This window comes from Bartonella jaculi (assembly GCF_039543045.1).
Taxonomy (GTDB): domain Bacteria; phylum Pseudomonadota; class Alphaproteobacteria; order Rhizobiales; family Rhizobiaceae; genus Bartonella; species Bartonella jaculi.
Map to the genome: position 1 here is coordinate 1 of NZ_BAABIZ010000018.1, position 26030 is coordinate 26030.

Annotated in this window: 17 protein-coding genes, 2 tRNA genes and 3 pseudogenes; 10 read left to right on the top strand and 12 right to left on the bottom strand. The window is 38.4% G+C overall.

Annotation, left to right across the window (positions count from 1 at the left end):
* The 5 genes and pseudogenes from ABD915_RS06695 to ABD915_RS06715 form a co-directional block, all read right to left on the bottom strand.
* Positions 1 to 1249 (bottom strand): annotated as a pseudogene (locus ABD915_RS06695) (hypothetical protein); the annotation flags it as partial.
* A gap of 923 nt (positions 1250 to 2172) precedes the next feature.
* The gene (locus ABD915_RS06700; protein ID WP_345116786.1) at positions 2173 to 2328 is read right to left on the bottom strand and encodes a hypothetical protein; all 156 of its coding nucleotides are present in this window, start codon (positions 2326 to 2328) and stop codon (positions 2173 to 2175) included.
* Between the two features lie 374 nt (positions 2329 to 2702).
* A complete protein-coding gene (locus ABD915_RS06705; RefSeq protein WP_345116787.1) occupies positions 2703 to 3092 on the bottom strand; it encodes a hypothetical protein in 390 nt (129 codons plus the stop codon).
* Positions 3093 to 3339: 247 nt separating this feature from the next.
* Positions 3340 to 3900 carry a hypothetical protein gene (locus ABD915_RS06710; RefSeq protein ID WP_345116789.1) on the bottom strand — a complete coding sequence of 187 codons (561 nt, stop codon included), beginning with the start codon at positions 3898 to 3900 and terminating at the stop codon, positions 3340 to 3342.
* Positions 3901 to 4418: 518 nt separating this feature from the next.
* Entirely contained in the window at positions 4419 to 9578 is a 5160-nt protein-coding gene (locus tag ABD915_RS06715) for a Vomp family autotransporter (RefSeq protein WP_345116790.1), read from the bottom strand.
* A gap of 1490 nt (positions 9579 to 11068) precedes the next feature.
* Between ABD915_RS06715 and rimL the strand changes: the two genes are divergently transcribed.
* Positions 11069 to 12850 carry a 50S ribosomal protein L7/L12-serine acetyltransferase gene (rimL, locus tag ABD915_RS06720; protein ID WP_345116792.1) on the top strand — a complete coding sequence of 594 codons (1782 nt, stop codon included), beginning with the start codon at positions 11069 to 11071 and terminating at the stop codon, positions 12848 to 12850.
* A gap of 199 nt (positions 12851 to 13049) precedes the next feature.
* Here the strand turns inward: rimL and ABD915_RS06725 are convergent, their stop codons facing one another.
* Positions 13050 to 13577, bottom strand: a complete 528-nt coding sequence (locus tag ABD915_RS06725) for a helix-turn-helix domain-containing protein (RefSeq protein WP_345116794.1) — start codon at positions 13575 to 13577, stop codon at positions 13050 to 13052.
* Between the two features lie 613 nt (positions 13578 to 14190).
* Here ABD915_RS06725 and ABD915_RS06730 point away from each other — a divergent pair.
* Positions 14191 to 14547: a hypothetical protein gene (locus tag ABD915_RS06730; RefSeq protein ID WP_345116796.1), complete on the top strand. Its 357-nt coding sequence runs from the start codon at positions 14191 to 14193 to the stop codon at positions 14545 to 14547.
* 1 nt (position 14548) lies between these two features.
* On the top strand, positions 14549 to 14818 hold the full coding sequence (locus ABD915_RS06735; protein WP_345116798.1) for a hypothetical protein: 270 nt from the start codon (positions 14549 to 14551) through the stop codon (positions 14816 to 14818).
* A 229-nt stretch (positions 14819 to 15047) separates the two neighbouring features.
* Here the strand turns inward: ABD915_RS06735 and ABD915_RS06740 are convergent, their stop codons facing one another.
* Positions 15048 to 16268 carry an MFS transporter gene (locus ABD915_RS06740; RefSeq protein WP_345116800.1) on the bottom strand — a complete coding sequence of 407 codons (1221 nt, stop codon included), beginning with the start codon at positions 16266 to 16268 and terminating at the stop codon, positions 15048 to 15050.
* Between the two features lie 1197 nt (positions 16269 to 17465).
* On the opposite strand from ABD915_RS06740, the gene ABD915_RS06745 reads away from it, so the two are divergent.
* The 6 genes and pseudogenes from ABD915_RS06745 to ABD915_RS06770 all read left to right on the top strand — a co-directional run.
* Positions 17466 to 18242: a class I SAM-dependent methyltransferase gene (locus tag ABD915_RS06745; protein WP_345116802.1), complete on the top strand. Its 777-nt coding sequence runs from the start codon at positions 17466 to 17468 to the stop codon at positions 18240 to 18242.
* A 50-nt stretch (positions 18243 to 18292) separates the two neighbouring features.
* Complete coding sequence (locus tag ABD915_RS06750; RefSeq protein WP_345116804.1) at positions 18293 to 18571, top strand: hypothetical protein; 279 nt, start codon at positions 18293 to 18295, stop codon at positions 18569 to 18571.
* 209 nt (positions 18572 to 18780) lie between these two features.
* Positions 18781 to 19044 carry a phage tail tape measure protein gene (locus tag ABD915_RS06755; RefSeq protein ID WP_345116806.1) on the top strand — a complete coding sequence of 88 codons (264 nt, stop codon included), beginning with the start codon at positions 18781 to 18783 and terminating at the stop codon, positions 19042 to 19044.
* A 239-nt stretch (positions 19045 to 19283) separates the two neighbouring features.
* Complete coding sequence (locus ABD915_RS06760; protein WP_345116808.1) at positions 19284 to 19466, top strand: hypothetical protein; 183 nt, start codon at positions 19284 to 19286, stop codon at positions 19464 to 19466.
* A pseudogene (locus ABD915_RS06765) lies at positions 19427 to 19621 on the top strand (late control protein); the annotation flags it as partial. The gene ABD915_RS06760 and the pseudogene ABD915_RS06765, both read left to right, overlap by 40 nt.
* A pseudogene (locus tag ABD915_RS06770) lies at positions 19595 to 19878 on the top strand (tyrosine-type recombinase/integrase); the annotation flags it as partial. The pseudogenes ABD915_RS06765 and ABD915_RS06770, both read left to right, overlap by 27 nt.
* Positions 19879 to 19942: 64 nt before the next feature.
* Here ABD915_RS06770 and ABD915_RS06775 read toward each other — a convergent pair.
* From ABD915_RS06775 to rplU, 5 genes are all read right to left on the bottom strand, one after another.
* Positions 19943 to 20032: transfer RNA gene (locus ABD915_RS06775), tRNA-Ser, on the bottom strand.
* Between the two features lie 477 nt (positions 20033 to 20509).
* Positions 20510 to 20650: a hypothetical protein gene (locus ABD915_RS06780; RefSeq protein ID WP_345116810.1), complete on the bottom strand. Its 141-nt coding sequence runs from the start codon at positions 20648 to 20650 to the stop codon at positions 20510 to 20512.
* An 82-nt stretch (positions 20651 to 20732) separates the two neighbouring features.
* A complete protein-coding gene (ptsP, locus tag ABD915_RS06785; RefSeq protein WP_345116812.1) occupies positions 20733 to 23264 on the bottom strand; it encodes a phosphoenolpyruvate--protein phosphotransferase in 2532 nt (843 codons plus the stop codon).
* A 1405-nt stretch (positions 23265 to 24669) separates the two neighbouring features.
* Positions 24670 to 24948: a 50S ribosomal protein L27 gene (gene rpmA / locus ABD915_RS06790; RefSeq protein ID WP_345116814.1), complete on the bottom strand. Its 279-nt coding sequence runs from the start codon at positions 24946 to 24948 to the stop codon at positions 24670 to 24672.
* Positions 24949 to 24963: 15 nt separating this feature from the next.
* Complete coding sequence (rplU, locus tag ABD915_RS06795) at positions 24964 to 25455, bottom strand: 50S ribosomal protein L21 (RefSeq protein ID WP_345116816.1); 492 nt, start codon at positions 25453 to 25455, stop codon at positions 24964 to 24966.
* Positions 25456 to 25748: 293 nt separating this feature from the next.
* On the opposite strand from rplU, the gene ABD915_RS06800 reads away from it, so the two are divergent.
* Positions 25749 to 25838: transfer RNA gene (locus tag ABD915_RS06800), tRNA-Ser, on the top strand.
* Positions 25839 to 26030 lie beyond the last annotated feature (192 nt).

Here is a 26030-nt window from a genome sequence, read left to right on the forward strand (position 1 = left end):
GAGCCAGATCAAATTTTACCTTGTTGTCTTTATCGCCTTTTGTAATCGTGAAATTTTTACTTCCCGCAGAAAAATCTACTGTCTTGTCTATGCTAACAGCTGTAGCATTTTTATCATCAACAGAAAGTTTCCAACCTTTATCTGCATACTCTCTGAGTGCTTTCAGCTGTGCAACATTCACTGCATCTGTATCTGCACTACCAGCTGCTACTGCTACAATCTGTCGCGTTTTTTTATCGCCAATACTCCCAACACTGACTGCACCTGATGTGCTTTTCCATGATAACGTATCCTCTTCTGCAGCAGCATTTGTAGGAGCATAAGCAGCATCTGTTATAGGGTCATAACCTGCAATACCAGCCTTAATATTAGCGACAGAATAACTCCCTATCGCAACGCCTTCTTTTACCTCTACTCTTGAAGTAAAGCCTAAAGATGTAGCGGCGTCCTTATTCACCTTTACAAAACGACCAACAGCAACCGCATCATTCTTTAGTACATTTATGTCAGCACCAATAACAACTGACCCACCTCTATAGAGGGAAGATCTAGAACCGATGACAACGGATGACGCTAACTCTTGATCGTTAGGATCTAATATCGCCAGCGCTTGATAGCCAATAACAACGCTATCAATGACATTAGCCTGAATGCGATTACCAAAAATGACATTTGATCCCCATACATCACGCTGCATTATTCCCCTAGTTAAACCGCTTTGCAAGATATCAGATACATTAATAATACCTGCACTCTCATTACTCTGTGCACGCGGTTGAACTGCAGAGCTATCAACCACAAATGGCGATGAACTAATGAGAGACTTTTTATAATGCCCCCCTGCATCTAGGGGACTTTCCAATAAATTTTTGCTATCCGCCGTCAAAACATTTACTATAGGACTATAATCGCTCACACCCAAAAGGGTTTTGGTTAAAAAATTTGCATAATCATCAGAAGCATTTACCTTGGATGTCAAAGCAATATTCAGTGCTTTTAGATAATTTTTCTTGTTATCAGCAGAGTCATCATACACAGAAATAACGCCTTGGGAATCAGCCCTAGTAGCGCTCTTAGCGCTCGTAAGAAGCACTTTTGTTAAATCGATATTTGCTGAAAAACTAGGAGAAACATTTGATAAAAACGCAATCATTGCAACCAACGAAAATCCCCTAACTAAAGAAAATGGATAAGGAAAATGAAGCCTTGTGACGTTATTGCGTGCTGGTGTGGCATATAATTTTTTCATAACAAATTCTCCAAGCAAGAAAAAAACATAAAAAAGACATATTTCAGTGTTATTTTCTCTCTATTGTTTTATTTTTTTGTCGCTCTATATAAAGCTTAGTATGCTGAGGTAGGTGTGTGGTGTTTTCTAAATGTTTGTGGGGTCATTAGTGGTATTGGACCGTAATTCGATTAGAGGGCTTTTGTCTTTTCTGCCATTTGGAAGCATATTCTTTATCATAGCGGAATCTCTGACTGTGGAAATTGAAAAGGGGAACTGCGTAAGACATAAAAATGACATATTTTAATACCAGAGGTATGGTTATGAATTTTAAAGTAAAAGGGAAGTTTGGATTGTTTATAGTGCTTTAATAAAATGTCCTCTCTTTAGTGCGTGAGTTTCGTTTTGTTTCTTATAAAGAGTAAAGTTATTTATTTTTTACAGTATTGGCTCGCGAAAAAGGTTAAAATTTTTTAAAAGCTTTCTGAGCCAATAAAAGTTTAGTGTGTTTGGGGTGAACTTAGTTCGCTATTCTTAAGTAAGTTTGTTTTTATCATAAAGTTTTTTAATCAATTAAAATTATTATAAGAGATAAAATTAAATAGCAATTAAAAAATGAGATTTCTTAGCTGTGTTGGTGAATAGTGTACGTCAATGGGTGTTGATGTATATTATTTGTTGGGAATAAGTGTAGAACATGCTTCTGTGAAATTAATTTTTTATCTATAGAATTTCCGCTCATAGATGAAGATTATGTTAGGTGTCAATTTTTCTTATTGTTTTATTTCAGTTATTGCGCTGCCTATTCTCCAATAACCACCAACACTCGTTGCAGACTAGGTTAGAGTGGATTTTTCTACTTTCAGGTGTATAACCAGCACCAAGAGTAAATGTGGATTGTCCATACACTATGCGCCGCTGTGTTTCCCATAGCTATCCCTCATTTACAACTTCTTGCGATCGTTTATCTTCGACATACTCTCACTCACACCATCAAAAGCACTCGCGACATTATTATAGCTCTTCTTCTTACCAGAATTACCATCATTCTTGAATTGTGCTAGCTTGAAAGTAGGAGCCAATCCATATTTCATCCGCATAGCTAACTCCATCGCCGAAATAAGTAGCGAACTGGTTGCTCATCAAATAAAGTTGCGAACCATTTTCCCTTGAGTGAGCAGAAATGTCTCCATTTGCAAGAAACTTAATTTTGCTATTGGTTTTTCCCTCTCCATGCTGTGCGACAAATGCCCCCTCTTCCTTGCTCTACAACAAAGCATTCCCTTTCACTTCTTGAGTAATATTGGTGATTTATTCTGTAAAATCATTGACCACATTCGTCAGATGAGTATTCACATTCTTCACATTTGCATTAAGATCTGTCAAAGCTGAGCCAACGTCACGATAGTTAGCTTTTGCAACCTGATCATCTTCAACAATAACAGATAAACTATATTTTGGCCCTTTAAAGGCATCATTCTCGAACGAGGCACCTCCACCAAAATAGCTTGTGCAATATCTTTGGATATTTTATTAATTTGGCTGCCATTTTGATCGCATCATGCGATCCTTGCAAATTATCCCCATCTTTGACATTAAGGAAAGCAACTGGTCCAGTGCTTTTATTGCCACCTAGAGTGATACTGTTATGATTAACAGAACCATTACTCTTTTTATCATAGAGAACAGCAAAGCTATTTGCTTCTTTAATGACTTTAATGCTGTCAGTAATATCTGCAATTTCACCATCAAGCTGTTTTTTGTTAACAGCTTCATCATCATTCTCTGCTGCTTTTACGCCGAAAATTATTCTGCTTTCACCCGATTTGTTTGCAACATTGATTTCTGCCCCCCCTATTGCCATACTAATGGTGATACAACTGCTTCTCCATCTTCTTGCTTAACAAGACTATTGCCCGTTATTTGATCTTTTATCTCTTTTAGCTGTGCAAAGTTAACTACATCAGAAGGATAACTACCAGCTGCTGCCCCTTTAAGCTAGTGCGTCATCTTCTCTTTATAATTGCTAATAGTCGCTGTACCCGCAGTAATTTTCCGTACCTCACTGTTATCAGATGCGTTTTTTATTGAAAGGATCGTAACCGCAAGAGCTAAGAGCCAAGAATAACGTTTCCATACGCCTGCGTTTCAGCTTTAGACCTTATAGTAACAGCTCTCTTACCATCAGTCCTCGCTCTTGAAGAGTAACCATTCGCAGATGTATACTCCTCAATGTCATCTTGGTTATCATATCCGCAATCTATCGCTATACTGCCTAATCCTAAAGCGCCCGCCATGGAGTCTATAGCAACACTTTTCTCCTTTGCCGTATATTTCTCTCGATCTAAAATAACAGCGTTTTTAACCCTAGCATTTTTAGTCTTCTTGTTTCTTCTCGATTCAGAAATAACTGTCGCCCCTGCTGTGAAAATGTTTTGCGCATCTTCCCATGCAAACCTTCCGTCAGTTGTTAAAATACTTATGACAGAATTATAACTCTCCATACCACTGTTATAATTATCATAAGCAGAAAGTGTACTTTGCAGATAAACCACAGCAGCATTCTTTACACTTTTAAGAGATGTTTTTGTTAAATCAATATTTGCCGAAAAAATAGGAGAAGCATTCGATAAAAATAAGACCACCACAACGCCTAATGAAGCTACTTTCAACAGTGATGATCAATAAAGTGAACGAGAAAACTCAAATTACACATCGTTTGTGTAGTATATCATTTTTTCATAATATTCCCCCTTCATAACAATATATTAAAAACACAAAAAAACATGCTCTAGAGTTCTAAAGCTTTCCTATTTTCTTCGTATCTCCATGTTTTTGCAGCATGTTTTAAACCATAAATCAAATAAGATATAAGCTGTTATTGCTGCAGCTTTTAAAAGGAGGATTAGGAGCCGATTTATGAAAGTCAATTGAGACATAAAAAATCATATCTCATTATTAGAATTAGAATAGTTTTCGTTTTTCCTATCAAAAACGGTCCCTTGTTTTTTTAGCTTTTGTGTATTTGAAATTGGTATAATTTTTGCGCCTATTGATCATTTTTTTAGATGTCAATTTATTCTCTATGGGTAAGATTTTTATTTTATGAGACGATTTGTTAAAGCTTTTTAATAAAATGCCCCTGCTTTGATTAAGCAGGGGCAAGGAGCATATTTAAGAAAAGTTTTTATTAGTTCAGTGTTAAATTAAGCCCAATACCAACACCCCAATGACCACCAGCACTTGTTGCGGAAAGGTTGGAGCGGATTTTTCCATTCTCAGAAGTATAACCAGCACCAAAAGCAAATGCTGATTGGCTACGCCATAAGCCACTACCAAATGCAACACTTAGTTTTCCAGGTGTATCATTGTAGCGTAAGTTAGACACTGCTAAACCAATAGCTGCAGCCTGTTTTGCCTCTTTACGTGCATTTTCTATGTTATAATTTAAAGCTTCAAACTTTATATTGGTGTAATTGTTAGCACGTTCAACAGCGTCATCAATAGCATCGATAACGATATTGTTTACACGTTGGTCTGTGTAATGCTTTGATTCATCAAGAACGATCTTCATCTGTTCTTTTGTGTAATCATGGAGCTGACCACCATTTACAGCTTCTTTCGAACCCTTCTCAATGCGACCGTCTGCAACATTATCAATCATAACAGGTTCACTTTCGTTGCCACCTTTCAGAGTGATTTTATTGGTCTTTTTACCATTTTCATCTCTGTCATAGCGAACAGCATCCTCAGCAATGTCGTTAACCTTATTCTCAATATTATCCACTTTGCCATTAATATTGATAACTGTGTCACCAATATCAGCAATGGTATTGGAAATGTTATCAACCCTGTTTGAAATATGCTTAACATCTTTTTCAACACCAGAGATACGTTCGTTGGTCTGCCAAAGTTGTCCACCATTGACCGCGTCTTTCGAACCTTCTGCAATTTTACCATCAGCTACATTGATAATCTTACTTGGTTGACCATTACGGTTAGCGTCATAGGCTCCTTTATCTTTATTCCACTTTAAAGCATCTGTATCGACTTTGTTGATGACATCATTAATACGGTTATTAATGTTTACCATGCCGCCATTAACATCATCAAGTGCTTCAGCAACATTATTATGGTTTGTCTTCTCCCCAACAGTGCCATCCGCATTGATCTTGGAAATCTTGAAATTAGGAGCGGTCCATTTTCCATTCTCATATTTAGCACCACCGCCAAAGTAATTAGCAATATTATTACCCATGGAATAAAGCTGAGAACCATTTATAGCATCAGTTGAATCTTGAGAAATGTCACCATCCAAAAGGAATTTCAGTTTGCTCTTTGTCTTTTCTCCATTTTTTTCATGATGTGCAACAAATGCTTGCTCATCATCATCCCAAAGTAAAGCATCTTTAGTAATACCCTTTATGCTTTTATCAAGTTGATCTTTGTTAACAGCTTCATCACCCTTCTCTGCCGCTTGCACACCAGAAATCTTGCGTGCCAAACCACCAACACCTGCAATATTGATTTCAGTACCAGCTGTTTTCGCACCAATGGTGATAACACCTGAAATTCCCTCTTGTTGCACAAGGTTATTTTCTTTCATATTAATAATCTTATCATTAATATTCTTGATAGAAACATTCACACCCGTGAAAGCATCCGTAACATTATGATGTGTTTTTCCATCAATAAGGAAAGCTGGTTCTATACCTTCAAGTACATCTGTACTGCCACCAAAATACTTTGATGTATTTTGAGCAATTGTTGTCAGATTATTAGTCACTGTGTTAACATTTTGATTAGTAGTAAAGAGCTGCGAACCATTTACTGCTTCCGTTGATGTACGTGAGAGTTCCCCATCTTTTACACCAGAAATAGTCCTATCTGCACCTGATTTGTTTGTAATGTTAATTACAGTACCACCTGTTGCTTTACCAATAGTGATAGGAGAATTCTCTCCTTCTTGCTTAACGAGATTATTTTCTGTTACATTTTTAATCTGGTTATAAATATCCGTGATAGAATTATCAACACCACCAAAAGCATCAGCCACATTATGATATTCTTTTTCAACAATAGTACCATTCACCTCACGCTGAGAGACCTTGAAAGTAGGATCTGTCCATTTTTCATCCTCATATTGAGCCCCACCACCAAAATAATTAGCAATCTTATCAGCCATCGAATAAAGCTGTGAACCATTTATAGCATCTGTTGAATCTTCAGAAATCTCTCCATCTTTTACACCAGAAATTGTTCGAGCCTCACCTGATTTATTTGCAATATCAATTTTCGTGCCGTCTTTTTGCGCACCAATAGTGATAGACTTCTTCTTTTCATCCCATTTAACAAGACTATCGCCTGCTATTTCATTTTTTATTTTGTTCAATTGTGCAAAGTTAACTGCATCCGTATCGCCAGTACCCTCTGCTACTCCTTTAATTTGTTTATTTCCAGCATTAATACCCCCAGTAGTCATATTCGGACCACCAGTAATCACGAAGCCATTATCGCTTACATTCGCCTTACCTGCTATTACACGTTTAACTCTGACAATATCATTCAGCTCAAATTTCACGGTATTGTTATTGCCTCTGGTAATTTTGACATTCTTACTTTCTTCATTACCCTCTTCTGCATTAACACCTACAAAATCTACTGTGCTACCTGCCTTAACATCCGTAGCATCTTTACCGTTAACAGAAAGCTTCCAGCCTTGTGTTGCAAGTTCTTTTAGTTCTTTAAGCTGTTTATAATTCACTGCATCAGTATCGTCTTCTCCAGCTACCACTCCTGTAATCTTTTCATTACCAGCGTCAATACCATCTACAGTTATTCTTGCACCCCCATTAAAAACAATACCATCATCACTTATAGAGCTTCTTCCTGCAGTAACTTTCGTAACTGTAATATTATCAGCTAAATCAAATATGACTTTATTGTCATCTCCTTTTACAATTTTGATATTTTTGCTACCATTCTTACCTTCAACAGCAGAAAAATCTACTGTACTACCCGCCCCAACATCTGCAGCCTCTCCATTTTCAACAGAAAGCTTCCAACCGCCCCCGTTCTTTTCTACATATTTTTGCAGCTGTCCGAAATTCACTGCATCAGTATCTTCTTTTCCCTCTGCTACTCCTTTAATCGTTGCATCACCAGCATGAATGCCTTTAACAGTTATGCTCGGCCCATCACCATTTTCAAACCGAAAGCCCGAAGCATCCATAATGCTTTCTCCTGCTGTGACGCTCATTACATTAATATTATCAGCTAAAGCAAAGGTGACATTATTCTTGTCTTTTTCGATCTTAATATTTTTGCTACCATTCTCACCTTCAGCAGCAGCAAAATCCACTGTACTGCCAGCCTTAACATCTGTAGCATTTTCACCATCTACAGAAAGCTTCCAACCACCCCCGTTCTTTTCTACATATTTTTGCAGCTGTCCGAAATTCACTGCATCAGTATCTTCTTTTCCCTCTGCTACTCCTTTAATTGTTGCATCACCAGCATGAATGCCTTTAACAGTTATGCTCGGCCCATCACCATTTTCAAACCGAAAGCCCGAAGCATCCATAATGCTTTCTCCTGCTGTGACACTCATTACACTAATATCGTCAGCTAAATCAAAAGAGACGTTTTGCCCATTTGTATTTGCAATTTTTATGTTTTTTTTACCAGTACCATTATTCGCAATAGCAAAAAAATGAACTGTGCTGCTTGGATTAATATCTGTAGCCTCTCCCTCTTCAACAGCAAGCTTCCAGCCGCCACCGTTTTCTTTTACATATTTTTTCAGCTGCCCAAAATTCACTGCCTCATGATCTTCAGTTGCCTCTAACACATTTTTAACGTTTGTATAGTTAGCATCAATACCATCCACAGTCATACTTGGACCTTCATCACCATTAACATAAAAGCCATCCACAGTCATACTTGTACCGTTTTCGCCATTAATAAAAAAGCCATCATCACTCATAGTAGCTTGTCCTGTGGTGACTCGCGTCAGTTCAAGCTTATCATTCAAAGTAAATTGGATTTTATGCTTATTATCTTCATTTTGCGTTTCAATCTTTAAGTTGTCTTTTCCTACTTTGTTGCTATTTTTCACTGAAAAATCTACTGTATTGCCTGCATTAACATCTGCAGAATCTCCATCGCTAACAGAAACTTTCCAGCCCCCTCCTCCTGCTATGACATCTCTCAAAGCTTTTAACTGTGCAACATTGACAGCATCAGTGTCTTGGCTTCCCGCTGCAACATTTGTAATCTGTCGTGTTAATTCACCTTCAACAGCATCACCAACACTAAAAGCCCCTGCTGTACTTTTCCATGCAAAACCAGTTTCTGTTGTCTCTTGATCTGTTACAGGATTATAACCTTTTTTACCCTTTTCAATACGAGAGACAGAACCACCACCTATAGCAACCCCATCTGCAACAAGCGCTTGGGCATTTGCACCAATAGCAACGGAATCTACCATTTTAGCGTAAGTATGCGAACCTATAGCAATCGCATTTTCTTCCTCCGCTATTGCTTTTCTTTTAGGATCTGCCTGTTCTGTTCTGTCCGACTTGACGCCACCTATTGCAATAGCACCCGACTTCAAAGCTTCAGCCCTTGCGCCTATAGCAATCGCATATTCCTTTTCTGCTTTTGCCTCTGTTCCTAAAGCAACAGTATCTTTACCAGAGGCAGTGGCAAGTCCACCAATAGCAACTGTAGAGAGCCCCGATGCTTCTGATCCCACACCTATAGCAACACTTGCTCTACCACTTGCAAGCGCAGAAACACCAAAGGCTTGTGCTCCACCAGCCTTTGTAGTTGCACCAGCACCAAATGCCGTTGAATAATTCCCCGTTGCTGAAGCTCCACAACCTGTTACAAAAGAATAAACACCATAAGCTTCAGGCATAATATTTGTAGATCCTCCCGTAGCAGGACTCATATAAGCGCCCTTTTGAGTCAACTGTCCATCACTCATCCAAGTGACCTTTTGAGTGGTTGTGCCATAAGGATTACGACTGTTGTTGTCTGCTTGATCAAGGATAAAATTTTCAAACTCTTGCTTTGCAGTTATTGTATTATTAAGATTCTCTTGTTGCTTTCCTCCACGACCAATAACATTATCCACACCACAGTAATCATCATCACCGGCAAAGACGATACTGCCATGACTGCCATGTGGATAGGGAACATCAGCACCACTCGAATTGCGAACAAATCCTCCGGTTGTAGAAACACCAGCAGCAAAAACAGGAGAAACACTTGATAAAAGTGCTGCCATGGCGGTTCCTAATGAGACCGCTTTAAGCAAATTTGGTGTTGAATATAATTTTTTCATAAGAACCTCCTCCAGCAGAGTCCAACAACATCACAACGCGCAAAAATCCTCATGGCAAAACCCTGTTTGCGCACCTAAAAAACAAATAAGTGAAGATAAAACCTCTCCCCCCACTGATCCCGATAATCACTACGGCATCACTCTAAAATCTCTGAAAAAACAGCGAATTTAGAAAAGTCCCCAACCCTTTTAGCTAAAGAGATTCAAGCTAAAAAATAAAAAAATATAACACTTTGAGAATATTATATAATCTCCATTCAAAAACATCGCGATTCATCTCTTAAAAAAACAGCTTTTTAAAGAGCAATTCTACCTTTCAGATAAAGCGCATAAGCAAAATGGCAAGAGTATAAAAAATAATTTTTATTGTGAGACACAAATTTATTTCTAATAAAAACCGAAATATATATAATAGCCGCCGATATTCTAATCATACGTCTATGAAAGCTTGTAATTTAGAATATAATGGCTAAAATGGTTATTTACCCTTGTCGCTTTACGCATAACAATCAGACGATTCATCACGATATTTGAATATACAATTCCCTATTCTGCCTTCTCCCATAGGCATCATATTTTTTTATCATGCAAGACCTGTTATTTTTATACATCTTTTGAAGTTAGGGGATGCAAAATAGAAGAATTCTATACACTCTCTCTGGTGCTTCTTCGCCTTTATGCGCATCGTTCTACTTTTTCATCCATGGGGATCCAATTGTTTTGACTTATCAACATTCTTACTGATTTACAGATTTATTTGCACTGTGCCGATAGAAACAAAAACCTGTTTTTCAGAGCTAACCCAAAATAAATCTGCTCTCTTTTTGGCATTATCAGCACCCTCTCTATTTTAGCAAAAGAATATTTCAGGAGTAGCTTTAGGTATCCTTTCCTTTCTTCCTAAAAAATGCATTACCTTAGCCACATTTGTATTACTGGCTATGTTTTTTCCTGTGCAACTTTGTCATCATCAGATAAATGCTGCTGTTTCGTCAGTTTATCTTGAGATAATCTATGACAAATCTCAGAAAAAAGTGATCATCCCCCCCAAAAAAAGCATAAACTATCTAGATCTTGCACGGATAAAATAGAAAAATACGATACCAAAAGAAGCAGCTTAAATATGGTAAATAATACTGGGCTTTTCCACTGGATATAGCTCCTGATATTGTCTTAAAAGGCTAATATAGATACGAAAACTATTGAACTCCTTTGCGATAATGATTTACTTTGTGTTGAGAGAGGGAAGATTTCTCTCACAGTGTTGGTTTATGCATTCGTCAAGTATGAGATACCCGTATTTTTTCTTTTGAATCAAACCGCTTGATACATGTTCTAGAGGTGAATATTTTTGTCTATATCAGAAGCGATAATGCATTTACCCATTCAACGAGATAATGCTATGTAAAACGTATTTTACAAACAGTCCTTGTCTCTTAGTAAACTGCTAAATGCACGATGTGGCTATCGGGGGAAGGTATTTAATTATTATGACGCATATGACGCACAAAATAGTTCCAAAGTATATTATTAACGCCGCAAAAGAAATTATCAATCGCCCAAACCATGCTGATCTTCCTTTTTTTCTTTTCGATGCCGATAGTGCTTTGGCAAAAGTAAGAACACTTGTTTCAACCAGTAAAAAATACTTTGCTCATGCCAATATTGCCATTCCTCTTGCAACATGCTCGCTTGGGATCTTTTGCAAATTATTAGCAGAGGAAGGATTAAGCGTAGAGGTTTGCTCCGCCGAGGCACTTCAACTCGCTTCAACCACGGGATTTTCTCATGACCGCATCATTTTAGATAACCCTTGCAAAAATATTGAAGATTTATCTCTTGCATTAGAGAAAAATGCCCTCATTCACGTGGGCAGTATTAGCGAACTTCACCAGCTTAATATATTAGCTGCGCGTAAGAAAAAACGCTATGGCGTAAGCATTAAGCTTTCTCCTCTTTACCATGATGGAAAAAACTCCCTGTTTGGGATAAGCAAAGAAGAATATCTCAGAGATATCTTGCCTTTATTCTCTAACTCAGAGCATCTTTATCTCAAAGGTTTTCATCTTCACGTTGGTTCTCATTTGGAAAATTCCCCAACAGTCTGCGATACTTTGAATGATTGGCTTCCTTTTCTTGTTGAATATATGCCACCATCAGGGCTTCTTTACATAGATAGTCATTTTCTTGCTGATTGTATTTCATCCGCCTCAGAACAGGAAAACAGCAATCCAGAAGCCATGCTCTGTAGCATTCATGATGCATGGAACAGCTACGATCCAGATTCACCTGAAAAATGGAAGTTGATTTTTAAGCCAAGCTGCTGCCTAAGCCAAGAGAATCTCACCATAGTGGGAAGAGCATTTGGCTATAAGCATCGCTATGGTGCCAAAGTCATACCAACCAATCTAAGCATCAACCATATCTCCTCGATGCACAATCGGCTTGGTTTCCTAACATTGTTAAGCGATGAAAGTAAAAACTCTAGCACAAATGAACAAATTTTGTCTGAATTTAACTGTTTTGAAAATGATTATCTGTGTCTACAGGGGAATCATAATTTGAAAGAAGGTCAATATTTTTTGATAAGAGGCTGTAGTTCCTATGATATGCAAGCCGCTAACGAATGGACTTGCAGGAAACCGCCAGTGTATGTCTGGCTAAAAGGAAGTGTGCTTACCGCGAGGATGCCCTCCTCCATTCTGTCCGCTATCTCCGGAGATTTACTGCATAGAGAAGAAACCCTGTGGGTGGATCAAAATATCCAGCTCAAAACACCATCAAAAAAATTTGCTCCCGCACTGTATGAAGCCATCCATTTCAACAGAGAATACTTCAGTGAATTTCTAGCATGGCCGCGTTTTGTTAATCATGAAAATGATACAGCTAACACTCTTGACTCTTGTTTTCTCGCGTATCAAAAAGACGAGGAAAAAACCTATGTTATTTTGTTCAATGAAAATCCGGTTGGTTTACTTTCTTTCAACAGCATCGACCACGGAAATAAAACCGGATATATTGGATATTGGCTTGATAGAAGGGCTCAAGGGAATGGTGTTATGACACGAGCGATCAAGGCTCTTGTGAAACATTACTCTTCGCATCATATTATCAATCGTTTTGTCATTAAATGCTCTACCGCTAACCCAAAAAGTAATGCCGTTGCAAAACGGTGCGGTTTTGTACTTGAAGGAACACTTAGAAAAGCTGAATATTTAAATGGCGTTTTTCATGACCAAAATATTTACAGCTGGATTTCGTCTGATAGCTAATATAGCCATAGCGTACTCTTTGGATTAACATATCCATTGTACGATTTTTCACCACACCCAAAAGCGACAAAAGAGCTCGGAATAGATGATAACTTATTGTTTTTAGATATTTTACCACTAAATGCATTGTCTTCTAAATTAGATTTTGACAGCAGAAAAGTAAAAAATATACGCCTTTGTTTTTTCTTTTAGAGAGCTATTAGTCTGTCTTTTGTGTGGTTTCTTGCTGTGTTTTTTCAGCCTCAATTTGACGTTTTAAATGTAATTTTAAAAGTGGCAAAGCTGCTTCAACTTCTTCGCTGTCGTTGATGTTCTGAGTAAGCTCCTGCAACTTTCCATAAAGCTCTGCCGCACGTTCCGCTACATCTTCAGGGGGTAGTTTTATTTTCGCATTATGATAGGTGGTATAAGCCAAATATCCGAGCTTCTTCATAAGCCCAGCGGGGATAGCTTGTAGTTTTAAACCAGATGCTTTCGCCTTAGCCATATTTGTAAACATTTCATCTTCACCCGTCAAAAGCCAATTCAGATTAACGCCGAATTTTTCTCCATATGATGATAAAACGGTCGCATCTGGAGTTCTATCACCGCGCTCATAATTGCCGAGTCCTTGAATACTGATACCAATTTTAAGAGAAAATATATCACGGGATAAACCTACAAGCTTTCTAACCTCTATAAGTCGTTTTGCTAGTGGGGTTTTGGGTTCATTTTTTTGTCGTGTCATATCAATAATATTTACATATGGGGGTCGGCTAATATCCCATTTGTAGATATACCTCTTATTACTGCTCATTATGATGGGCGGTTATTACACATAGAACCCCACACAAAACGGATGTAGCAGTATCCATTTAAGCAGAAGCGAAATTATGACAATCACAACCAACATGGGATCGCCATAGTAGTTTAGCCAAGCTACGTCACCGTAATATAACCTCGGCAGAGCTCGTGGAAGCTTATCAAATACCGTCATCCAGTGTCAAAAACATTTGGACACTGCCCAATGAAAAAGCTTGAAAACGCCATTGCCTATTTCACCAGTTTAACCGTTGAACAAATTTTTATCGACAGTTATCCCAAAAGTTGCAGTTGCGTATTCAAAGTAGCAAAAAGCTCAATACAGATTCTTTGACGTATTTCCCATTGCATGATAACGCCCGCTTGAACCTCGTTGTAAGCGTACGCATTAAGCGCATTTCCCACGAATTTAATTACATAAGATAAAAGGTTTATCAATGTCTAAAAGTCAATACGAAATAGGCAAGATAATTAATGTTTTACAAAAATAAGATCATCTCTCTTATTCAAGTTCAAGGTTAAATTTTTACAAGCCATGCTTGCTTATTATTGCTATCAATGGCACTGATTTAGCTTTGGTTAAAAATAATGAGATCTTAGGGTGTTTGGTTCATCGTCAAAATGGCCTGTCTTATGCAAAAATTAAAAGCCGCTTAGCAATGAACCTTAAACGCCGTAAACCCTATAGTGAAGATATTATCACGCGCATTTACGATTGGGAGATTGCCCCCCCTGAAGCGATAAGGTTTCTTACCAGCATTGGGTTCAAAGCTGGTACTTTCTGCCAAATGGAAAAAACCATAATGTTGGCGCGCATGGCAGCTTGTGGTAATGGCAGTAGGATAACACTTAAACATATAAAAGATGCACGGAAAACCGCAATATGGAGAAATTAGCATGCCCCCTTTATGCGATAAGGAATTATCCGATACCCTTGTAGGTCTTTATGACGACTATCAGCGCGGTTTTGATATCGGAGAACAGCTGAAATTGTGTGTGGACTTAGCTCTATCCCTTGAATTGGAACTGAGTATTCATCGTTTAAGCGAAGCAGATGCGGTTTTAAAAGAGGAAATTGTACAAACCTTGCGTCATCGCAGAAACTCTTATACCAATGAAGATGAGACTGACACAGTTATTCATATGGATTTTGAAGAACGCAAATAATGCAACATAATCCCTATATAATTAGAAATTGCCGTATTGCTTCGCACTCTACTTTGTTTAAACATGAAACGAGAGGACTGTTAAAAAGTTTTAAGGCAAAGCTTATGCTTTATTTGCTCAAAACTCCAACCTTAGCATTTGCTTATCTATACTTTAAAAGCAAAATATTAAATGTAAAATATCCTAAATCTTTGTAGAATAATGTAGATCTACAGTATTTAAATGCAATTTATTGTTTTTCTTGGTTTTCATTTTTGTAAAATAAGACGATGAGTATCCCAACAAATGCAATGATACTTTGAAGAAAATATATATATTGAGATGAGATGCTATTGGTATCGCTTGCCATAAATAGATAGCCTCCAAGGATAAAACACCCAGAAATACCATTAAAGCTTGCCTGTAATCTTCCCTGATATTGGGGATCACTAGAAAGTTGTGATAAAGAAATTGAAAGAGCCCAGCTCGAAAGGCCAAATCCAATCATAAAATAAACAGGAAAAACAATGAGAATGTGTGTATTGACAGATAGAATGGCAAGACCAATAGCCATAACAGCTAATAAAAGTGCTAGTGTTTTTCTGATGGACAAAACTTTACAAAAAAATGGCGAAAGAAGCGCACCAATAAAGACACCTGCTGAATAAAGCGCTTCAAATATTGCAAAAGTCTTGCTATCCGCGTTCAAAACCTCTTGTGTATAGGGAACCAGAATAACAGGAATAGTCATTAAAAGAGTCGTAATAATCATCTGGCTCATATAAGGCATAAAAAGAGCCGGATTTTGCTGAAAATAACGAAGTGACGATATATAATTTTCCCACCAATTCTGCTGATTTTGACTCTTAGATCTTCGGTTTTTAGGTACCTTCATTGCAAAGTTAAATAAACTAGCAAGAATAAAGAATATACCGCCTGTTAGAAGCGTTCCTTTTGTTCCTGCATAGGCGAGTATAAATCCACTAAACCCCATACCTATGATAGTGCCAAGTTCATAGACCATATCGATTGTTGCATTTGCATTGACGAGTTGTTCTTCTGGAACAATACTTTGGATTAAAGGAATAGCTGATGGCATATAAAAAGAGATAAAAATACCCAAGAGAGCAGATAAGACCATCAATTCAATTTCTATGCCCAATTGCCAAAGTATTACCCAAGCCACGAGCACCAAACCTCTGGCAAGATTTGAAATAATAATCTGCATTTTACGATTATATTTATCCGCCAATACGCCCAAAATAGGCGCAAAAATAATGCTAGGCATCCAGAAAAAAAACATCAGTAGCGCTACACCACGAATTGAACTTGTCTGATTGTAGGCGAGCCATGACAATGCGATATAATTTAACCCATTTCCAAATGCAGCAAATAAACCGCTCAACGTAAAATAGAGAAAAGTTCTATTTTCGAATAGAGCAACGCGTTCCTTCAAATTTGAAGCGAACATAAATCATCCCCTCATACACACATCATTCACTCTGTAGTATAACCACATTTAAAAACATATATTTTTTCAAAATTTTGCGTTTCAGATCATTAAATTTAAGAAAGCAAAATTCCTCATTTTGAGGCTTTGAACATGTTGATTCTGCCATAATATGATTAATTTTTCTATAAAAATGAGGCGCACCATGCAAAAAGTACAATAAAATCAGTATATTATCTTTTTTGATTCCTTATCAGAACCTACGCATTCTATATATAATATGGAACAATTTTACGGCACTGAAGATTCATGAATATCACTGTTCTCACTGGGAATTTATGCGCGAGCTGCAAACCCAGCATAGCACTGCTGAAGCTACATATTTTGATCGTTTCAAAGAATGATAAATGCAAGTCAAGCATCAGACAAATCAGCTCCAATGCGGCGTTTGCGTTGTTGCTACCCATGCAAAGAAGAGGCTTTGGCTACTGCTGTATCACAAGAGGATAGATTTTGCCGTACCATCCAGCAAAAATTCTTTAATGTTGAAGGATCAACCAAAAATCATGGCTGATCAACCTCTTCTACTGCAAGGGGTTTTGCAGTGAAATCAATGGCTATTAGTCAATGGCTATTAGAAAGCCGTAATCATTACACATCGTTATGATAAGTCAAACGGATATACCACAGAAATTACACTAAAAGCCCCAAAGTAAGGGAAAGGAAAGCAGCAAAGAATAGAAAAACTGAGCTAGTCATCCAGCCAATGGGAATAATTTGCAACACATCCGTTCGATGCCAAAAGACCTAACCATCGCCGCCACTGCTTATCACTTAAAGCAATGAAAAGATAGCTAATGGAGAGAAAAGAATATTAAAAAATGATAGATACACTTTACGGTAACACATTAAAACCTGTTGATCTTCTTCCTCTTACAACAGCCACTACTTATGTTGGTGGAAAAGAAGGTTAACCAAAATCATTTATTAAAATCATTGAAGACATTCCTCATGGCGTTTATGCCGAAGTTTTTATCGGAATGTATGGAATCTTAGCCTGATTGCGATTGAGCTCCAAAACACATCATTTGAAAAAGGTAGAAGGTATCCACGAGCAATTCCCATTCACCCCTCTTTCGGCATTTATGCTTAACATACTAGCCAAAAGAGCACTTCTCAATTATGTATGTCAGCAATTGTTAAGGAGGGTAACACTTTATGATACGAAGCATTCAACCGCAAAGTGAAAAGTTTGACGGATTGGCTGATGATTATGATCGCTATCGTCCGCGCTACCCCCTCACCTTATTTAAAACCATGCTACTTCCTTTTAAGGACAAAAAGCATTTGTCCATCGTGGATGTGGGGGCTGGGACAGGCATCGCATTAGAAGGCATTGTCAAACTCCTTGGAACCGAACACCAATATCATGCTATCGATGTATCAGCAGACATGATTAAGCAGGGGCAAAGAAAATTTCCTACTGTGCAGTGGTATCAAGGCCAAGCTGAAAGCTTATTGTCTCAAATCGGGGAGGTCGATCTTGTCGTTGCGGCACAGGCGTTTCAGTGGATGGATCGTCCTAAGTTACTTTGTGCTGTCTCAAACCAACTCCGAGCCAATGGTGTAATGGCGGTTATTCAAAACAATCGCGATTTTAAGCATAGCAAATTTCTAGCCGCTTATGAAACATTGTTAGAAAAAATGAGCCCTAACTATTCCCGTTATTATCGTAATTTTGATTTTTTACAGGAAATGAGCGATGGCTTGGGGATAAATTCAGAAAAGGTTGCTTTACATACGCACAATTGGACGATGGCGATCCCATCCGAAACCTTTATTGGAATGAGCCGCTCCTCAACTCAAGTGCAACGTGCCATTGCTAGCCACCAAGAAGAATATTTACGACAATTGGTTGCATTGATAAAACAATATGAAGTGCAGGGAAGTTTAGAGCTTTTGTATCGGAGTGAACTCTATATGTATACAAGATAATCTTATATCTATGGTTACTCCGCTACCTTTCGACACACCAAAGCGGCAATATGCGGGAAATTCACGCATTATTAAGGCGCGGACTTGAAGGACATTTGAATAGCTTTTCTCCTTCAGCGCTTAAAATTAACGCCTCGTTGCCCCCGATATCTATTGTTTGCTTGACGAATGAAACCCTCAATAGGAGACTGATTGGATGCACCATGATATTTGAGAAAAAGCGTTTGTTACAGCCCATGGGTCCAAAGTTTGCAAACAATCAATTTGGATACATTAAAATTATTTTACGCGAAGCATTGACTGAAAATATCCGGTTTTTTACCAGCTAGTGGTTTATCCGAACGATACCCTTTAAGTCGACCATCCATTATATATATGAATTGGAATTCGTTAAATGAATAATAGAAGATACGTTGTGTGTGTGAGCTACCGTGTATCGTCTGTTAACTAGGTAACTCAAAGAGGACTCAAGCCATTTTACTTGAGAGACCTCAACCCAAATTCCCCTAGAGGCGCATGAAGTTTTGAAACTGATGAAATGCCCGCCAAGAAAGGGATTGGCGAACAAGATCTGGAAGCATTCAGTGTTTATGCCGCCAAGGCAGCTATTGCTTTTGATATGACGGGTGATCAGATTAGTGAGCGCTTTGCCAAATTGCGCAACGTTTTCAAGCTTAATCAAAAAAGTATTGAAGATTTAGACGATGCCATCAATCATCTCTCCAACCACATGGTGGCAAAAGCCAGTGAAATCTCTGATTTATTTTATCAATTGCGCCACCGGTACGGCAATGATGTTTAAGCTTATAGCGCGTAAAACCGCCGTTTTTAGTATGGCAATAATTTCTGCTGCTATTGTTCTAGGAAAGTACTGCCCGCGGTTTAATGCCATTAGCGCTCGTATTCAGGTGAGGGCAAACATATTGAAAATGCTTTTACCCATATTGGGCTCTCACGCCAGAAGTTCATGGAAGACTTGGATAAAGATGCCATCGGCACTTCGGTGCGTTTTTTGATGTTTTAACCAAATCAGAACAAGGCATGAATTCCCTAATTGCCATCGCTGGTCGTGACTTTACCGATGATTTTGCCAAATTGGTTGGCAACCCAGAACTGTTACAACAAACTTTAGAGTTTGTGAAAGATCCGAAAGTTGTTAAAGGCTCTCTAGAGCAAGAAGCCTATCATTCGAAGCAGATTTTGACGATAGTGGTAATAATTTAAGTATTCCGCAAAGCAACTGTACGCAGCAAGTCATCTTTGGCTATGAGAACAGTATCAGTGCTTCAATGGAGCGTTTTACTGTCGAGTCGGGTACCCGTTCAGGCGACAATGATGAAAAGATTTTGCGCCTTTGCGGGAAAAGCGAGAATAAACGCGTTAAAGAAAGTTTTGTGGCAACCTATTTCATGAAGCATGTAATGCGGCAGATATTAAAAAATCAGCACATGGATTGCGAAAATTAGCAGCAACACGTGCCGCTAACGCAGAGGCTACGGTTTCACAAATGAACGCACTTTTTGGATGGACAGAAGATAATATGGCATCCCTTTATACCAAAACAGCAGATAGAAAACACCTCGCAATAGAAGCCATCAAAAAACTTCAAAAAGGTTCGGGACATACAGAAAAATAAGTTAAAAGAATCAAAAGAATCAAAACTCCCGAACTTTTATATAACCTATTGATTATATCTCAAATGGCGGAGAGAGAGGGATTCGAACCCTCGATATGGTTTCCCATATACACGCGTTCCAGGCGTGCGCCTTCAACCACTCGGCCACCTCTCCAGTGGTCCGCACTATACCCAGAAAGAAATAACGTGCAAGCTTAAACTCTACACTTAAAGTTAAAAAAACAACTTCCTTTATCAAAAGAAGATATAATACTCATTAAATAACAAGCACATCATCTCTTTTTAAGAAGCAACTTTTTTCCGTGGATAGGCTTCTAAAATAGAATAACTGGGTTGTCATAAATCAGCAATTTTCTTGTTCATTCGCACACCGTTAATAAGCGAGCCTATCATACTATTTTACCACTCTCAATATTGCCTGACAGCTCTTACATTGAAAATATCTATAAGAAACATATTTACTCCTTTTTCAAACGGTTTTTATCCACACGCCAATCCCACTCGTGACATGAAAGAAAATGATTGTGATTGATTTAACATAAACAATTTTGAAATAAGAGAATCTTACGATATTCTAGGAATACAATTCATATAAAAAATAGTTAATTATCTTTATAAATCAACACCTTATTTACTCATAAACAACACTGTTTTCAATAAGCATCACCACCACATCTGTTGCCACTGATTGTATATAGTAATCAGCAGAATAAGCGTCTACATTAATCGCTTCATCCCCAAAATTAAAACATGCTTCACAGAGATAACACATTTCATTCTAACAAAAATAATTTATCATTTGATTGCTTATCAAATTGCAGGATTGACTAAATCTTCGCCCTTAAAGTTCCTTGTCACCTTATATCATTGCTAAGAGCACGTACATCTCGCGCAGTTTCACACTGTAATGCTTTCTTCGCTAAAATTTTCATATCTTCAAAACTATGCGTCTGCAAATATGCTTTTACTGGAGGAATATCACAAGATATCATAGAAAGTTCATTAATCCCCAATCCAGTTAAAATCATCGCTGCAAAAGGATCTCCAGCCATACCGCCACATACACTAACCCAACAATTATGTTTTGCTGCTCCCTGAATAGTTTGATGTATCATGCGCAAAACTGCTGGATCAAGACTATCAGCTTCAGACACAAGGTAAGGATTTTGTCGATCAACAGCCATTGTATATTGTGTTAAGTCATTAGTTCCAATCGAGAAAAAATCAACATGAGCACTTAAAACATCTGCCATAATGGCAGCCGCTGGCACTTCAATCATAATACCAAATTTTAATTTTGGAGCGCCAATATCATTCTGAATTTCTTCTGCAATCTTCTTCATAGAAAAAATCTCTGAAATAGATATGACCATCGGAAACAGAATCCATAGATCACCCCCCTCTTTTGCTGCTCGATATAAAGCACGCAACTGAGGAACCAAAAGATCACGTCGACGTAACAAAAGTCGTGTTCCTCGAACGCCTAAAAATGGATTGTTCTCTTTAGATAAATGTAAATGTGTAACCTGTTTATCCCCACCAATATCGAGCGCACGAATAATTAAGGGCTTATCTCCCACAGCCGCAATCATCGCTCTATACACATCAAATTGTGCTTCTTCATCCGGAATATATGGACTGTCTAAAAACAAAGATTCTGTACGCATGAGTCCAACACCTTCGGCTCCTAAATCAAACGCAACAGGAACCTGTTTTGCGTAATTGACATTAGCCATGATACGAATCCTTCGACCATCTTTTGTGTGTACAGGGAGTACACATACATGTAGCTCATTGTCACGCTTTTGTGTCAAAACACTTATCTGTTTTTGAGCATCTTCAACATCTACAGAAGTGGGATCAAGATAAATAAAACCATTATCGCCATCAATAATGCCCTGAATATCACTCTCGATAGCTAAAACATCAGAACCGGCAGCAACAACCATTGGAATACCGAGCGTGCGAGCTAGAATAGCTGTATGAGACATCGGACCACCCCATGCCGTTACCAACCCGCGCACTTTTGTACAATCAAGCTGTGCTACATCTGAGGGAGATAAATCATCTGTGATAAGAATCACATCATGTGGGATATCATTTAAAAAGAATGATCTATAGGATGGATTAATCTCACCCAAAACACGACGACCGACATCAACTAAATTAGCCGAACGCTCCTCCAAAAGAGGGTTATCCATCTTAGAAAACATATCTGCAAACTGCCGAACTGCTCTATCCCAAGACCAAGCGACACCATGCCCTTCTGCTATAAAACGACAAGCTTGAGCTATCAGATTTTCATCTTCAAGCAAAACCATTTGCGCAGAAAAAATCGCTGCAGATGCCGCCCCCATACGTGCTGTGATATCAGCAATAACGGATGCCATTTTTTGTTTTGTTTTTGTAAGTGCATTCTCAAGACATGCCGTACCAGTTGCAAAACCTGTTGGCTGGTCCATTATGGAAAAATCATTCTGCCTTAAAACAAAAATCTTGCCAACAGCTAACCCTGAACTCGCTCCAACACCAGAAATACCTTTTTGCCCAGAGCGCGGATACCATCCATGAAGAGTCCTCGTTTGTGCTTCCATTTCTCTCATCACGCATTTTTCACTTATGCTTACTTTCTTTGCAACAGAAATTGCATCCTTAAGAAGTTGTGCACCTTCCACAGCATCCGTCGAAAAAATTAGAACATCACCGTTTTTTGCCCCTAATTGCAATAAACCAACCAAATTTTTCATTTCAACGGCATACTCGCCACAACGGACTCTAATAGAGTTCTGAGCTTTTTTTGCAAAGTCAACCCAAAGAGAAGCTGGTCGCGCATGAAGACCACTTGGATAATCTAAAGTCCACTCCTGACGCACCGAAAGGTCCTCCATAAAAGTCCCTTTCTTCTTCGTGTCCTGACCAAATAGAGTTGTAACTATTTTCTGTTTGTCCACAGTTGTTGAAAGTATTTCAAGCCGTTCCTGATCAAATAGAAGGCGCGTCAATTTTTTGCAAATTTCTATATAGCGATCTGGACGAGCTGCAATGGCAATGACCAAGCGCGCTTTATTCCCATCCCGCCACTCAACACCAGCAGGAATCTGTACAACAGCAACAGCATCCCTGATAATCAAATCACGACTTTCAAGCATTCCATGGGGAATTGCTATACCATTCCCAAGCCAAGTATTCGTTATTGCTTCACGTTTGAGCATGCTCGCCAGATAACATTTATCGACTGCGCCAATTTGCACAAGCAATTCAGCAGCAGCATGAATCGCTTCATTTTTATGATCAAAAGCAGCTGCAAGTTGTACAGATCTTATAGATAAAATTTCTATCTCGTCAAAATCTGGATTCATTGCTTCTGCTTCTTCACATCTTATCATGGATTCAAACTGCCTCACGTTTGAGTATGAACATCTCTGATAAAGTTCGTTTCAAACCCGCATTGCCTAAAACACAAAGCATACACAACCATGCAAATTTCCTTTGTTTTAAAAAACATAACTAAGTGAAGCGTTTAAACAACCCAACGTGGTCCCTAAAATGATTAGATATTGTTATCCACCAAGTTGCTTAAAGCTATTATCGGCAAATCTGCCCGCCCACTCTTTACTTTACCTTTACCAAGACAAATACCCATCTCATTAATTGAAAAGTCACTTTTTAAAAATACTCCCATCCGCCCAAGTTATTCGTCATAACTTGTCATTATCCCTCATATTAAGAAAGTAGAAAGCCCCCAATCACCTGAGACTTAAGCTAACATTTCCCCCCCCAAAACGAGCAATTCGCCCTTGTCCCTCTCTGACGCATTACACAACCCAAAATTACACCACGCAACCCACCTCCTTGAGATTTTGCGCAGACAAATATCCCCGACACAAAATCCTCAAGATACAACCTCGGCTACATTGTAGACTTCCCTTTCTCAAATAAATATCACAACCGTACAGCGCTTTCTATCTACATAGCCGTAAAATATAGAAACCCAAAAAACAACATCCTCGATAACTAAGATCACGTAAAGCTCATACACTCCTTAATTCCTAAGCACTTTGGCAAATAGGCTATAAAATTAAAAAAGTGCTGCTGCCTTAAATCAACCCTCTCTCTTATGCTGGTCTTATTTTCATAATGCTCACCAACATATAGATCAAAAAAAGATTCCCGATATAGCTGATTGCACGTAGATTATTTCGATATCTTCACGCTCAATCCCTTTAATAGCAAAAACTTCACTCTAGATTTACTGAAAATCTTTCAATATCCATCCCTGCTCAAAGCAGCTCTCATCAACGCCCTTATAGCTTCTCTTACATCTCCCCTCTCTCACAGGTAGCAGCTTATTCAATACCCATCACCGTCCAAAGAATATTACAACCACCATGAATACTACAGTCCAAAAACTGTTGCATCTTCACCCAAATGATTGCACAAACGCTTCCTCATTGAATTTCTCTACAATTTTCCGAAAACAAACTTTTTAACACTTTTTGCACATCAAGAGAAAGTAAACTTTTCCGCGCCATTATTATCTACCGATTATTCACAAACTCCCTCATCACATCAATGTCGTCAGTAAAAACGAAACACAACACCAATCTTTTAATTATTTAATTAAAAATGTTTCCCCAAACTCTGTTTTTTAGTTTCCTACAGCACATCTCTACTCCCTTTTGCATTATACCATAGAGCGCAAAAAAGGAAAGATAGCATCCCATCTTTCCTTTCAGTGCTAAAGAACTTCAAAGATGAAGTTCGCGAAATAACGGCTTATTGCAGAGAATATTACGGCTGATTCTGTTCACCCTCAACCATAGGAATGACCGAAACATACGAACGGTTATTTGCTTTTCTTTGAAAAGAAACCTTTCCATTTGACAGTGCAAAAAGAGTGTGATCTTTCCCAATACCGACATTATCACCAGGATGCCAACGTGTACCACGCTGGCGAACGATAATATTTCCAGCGATAACAGCTTCACCACCAAACTTTTTAACGCCAAGACGTTTTGATTCTGAATCGCGACCATTACGCGAGGAACCACCAGCTTTTTTATGTGCCATGGACGTTGTTCTCCTTTAATCTTCTTTACTATTTGACGCTACAGCCGCTTTCTTCTGCGGTACGGATTTTTTTTCAGCAGCTTTTTTGACCGTTTCTTTAACAGAAGCAGCCGCTTTTGTTTCCTTCGTCGCTTCTTTTAACTCAACTGCTTCTTTTTTAATTGGCTTCACAGCTGTTTTTTTAGGCTTTGAACCACCCATTAAAATTTCCAAAATACGAAGTATCGTCACTTCTTGGCGATGACCACGCGTGCGTTTTGAATTTTGACGACGGCGCTTCTTAAATGCGATAACTTTACGCGCACGTGTCTGCTCTACAATCTCAGCTGTAACCAAAGCATCAGCAACAACAGGTGCACCAATAATGGCATTATCCTCTTGCCCAACGATCAACACGTTATTGAATTCAACAACATCACCGGTATTTCCAATAATTTTTTCAACTTTCACCACTTGGTTAGCAACAACGCGGTATTGCTTACCACCGGTTTTAATGACTGCGAACATTTTTTATCCTTTCGTTCACTCCAGCTCTTATTTGACTTCTGCCTTATCAATAAGGGAAAATAGGCTGCTTTTTATCAGTCGTAATAGATTTTAAAAGAGAGAGAAAAAATACTCTATCAAAACACAAACATGCGCGGATTTCTCCACGCTCGTATTTTAGGTATATATGACGGAATTTCTGTTCTCTGTCAATAAAGTACCACAAAAAAGCAAAAAAGGGTTGTACTAAAAGCAATTGAAGGTTATCTACCCGCCATACACTCAAACCGTGCAAATTTTATTGCACTTTCATTGGAGAGATGGCTGAGTGGTTGAAAGCACCGCACTCGAAATGCGGCATAGGGGCAACTCTATCGGGGGTTCAAATCCCTCTCTCTCCGCCAGAGTGCTCAATCAAGTGTTCTTGTATGTATGTAGCTTGTCGGCAGGTTTTGTTGTAGCTTGCCAGTGTAGCTTGCCAGCAGGTTTTGTATATTTTGCCACTAGGTTTTGTACCAATTTATTTTGTTTTAAAGAGTTTTTAAGGGGTTCTCAAAGGGTCTTCAAAGACCTTTCAAAGGTTGTTTTAAGATTCG